Genomic DNA, 1017 nt, shown 5'->3' on the forward strand with positions numbered 1-1017 from the left:
TTGCTCTGGCCAGCACCGCCAGTACTATGTTGAATAGGAGTGGTGAAAGTGGGCACCCTTGTCTTGTTCCTGTCCTCAGAGGGATGGCTTTCAGCTTTTGTCCATTGAGTATGATGTTGGCTGTGGGTCTATCATATATGGCCTTTATTATGTTGAGGTACTTTCCTTCTATACCCATTTTACTGAGGGTTTTTATCATAAATGGGTGTTGGATCTTGTCGAATGCTTTCTCTGCGTCTATTGAGATGATCATGTGGTTTTTGTTTTTCATTTTGTTGATGTAGTGTATCACGTTGATTGACTTGCGGGTGTTGAACCATCCCTGTGTCCCTGGTATAAATCCCACTTGATCATGGTGTATAATCTTTTTGATGTATTGCTGTAATCGGTTTGCCAAAATTTGGTTGAGGATTTTTGCATCTATGTTCATCAGTGATATCGGCCTGTAGTTCTCCTTCTTTGTGTTGTCCTTGTCAGGTTTGGGGATCAGAGTGATGTTGGCTTCATAGAATGTGTTAGGGAGTTCTCCATCTTTCTCAATTTTCTGGAACAGTTTGAGGAGAATAGGTACAAAGAACTCACACTGCTTAACAACAAAAAAACAAACAACCCGATCAAAAAATGGGCAGAGGACATGAACAGACATTTCTCCAAAGAAGATATGAACATGGCCAATAGACACATGAAAAGATGTTCATCATCGCTAATCATCAGGGAAATGCAAATCAAAACTACACTAAGATATCACCTTACCCCCGTTAGATTGGCAAAAACATCCAAAACCAAGAACGACAAATGTTGGAGAGGTTGTGGAGAAAGAGGAACCCTCATACACTGTTGGTGGGAATGCAAACTGGTACAGCCACTATGGAAAACAGTATGGAGATTTCTCAAAAAGTTAAAAATAGAAATACCCTATGACCCAGCCATCCCATTACTGGGTATCTATCCTAAGAACCTGATATCAGATATCTCAAGAGTCCGTTGCACCCCTATGTTCATCGCAGCATTATTTAC

At 40.7% G+C, this 1017-nt stretch carries 2 protein-coding genes; one reads left to right on the forward strand and one right to left on the reverse strand.

All coding sequences use genetic code 11. The features are described from left to right. Positions 1-646, reverse strand: a 646-nt coding sequence (locus EUU22_RS26395) for an RNA-directed DNA polymerase (RefSeq protein WP_205687868.1), incomplete at its 3' end; no start/stop codon positions are given. On the opposite strand from EUU22_RS26395, the gene EUU22_RS26400 reads away from it, so the two are divergent. Continuing rightward, on the forward strand, positions 635-1017 hold a 383-nt coding region (locus tag EUU22_RS26400), incomplete at its 3' end, for a hypothetical protein (RefSeq protein WP_205687869.1). The genes EUU22_RS26395 and EUU22_RS26400 overlap by 12 nt on opposite strands.

The sequence above is a fragment of the Ciceribacter ferrooxidans genome, from assembly GCF_004137355.1.
Classification (GTDB): Bacteria; Pseudomonadota; Alphaproteobacteria; order Rhizobiales; family Rhizobiaceae; genus Allorhizobium; species Allorhizobium ferrooxidans.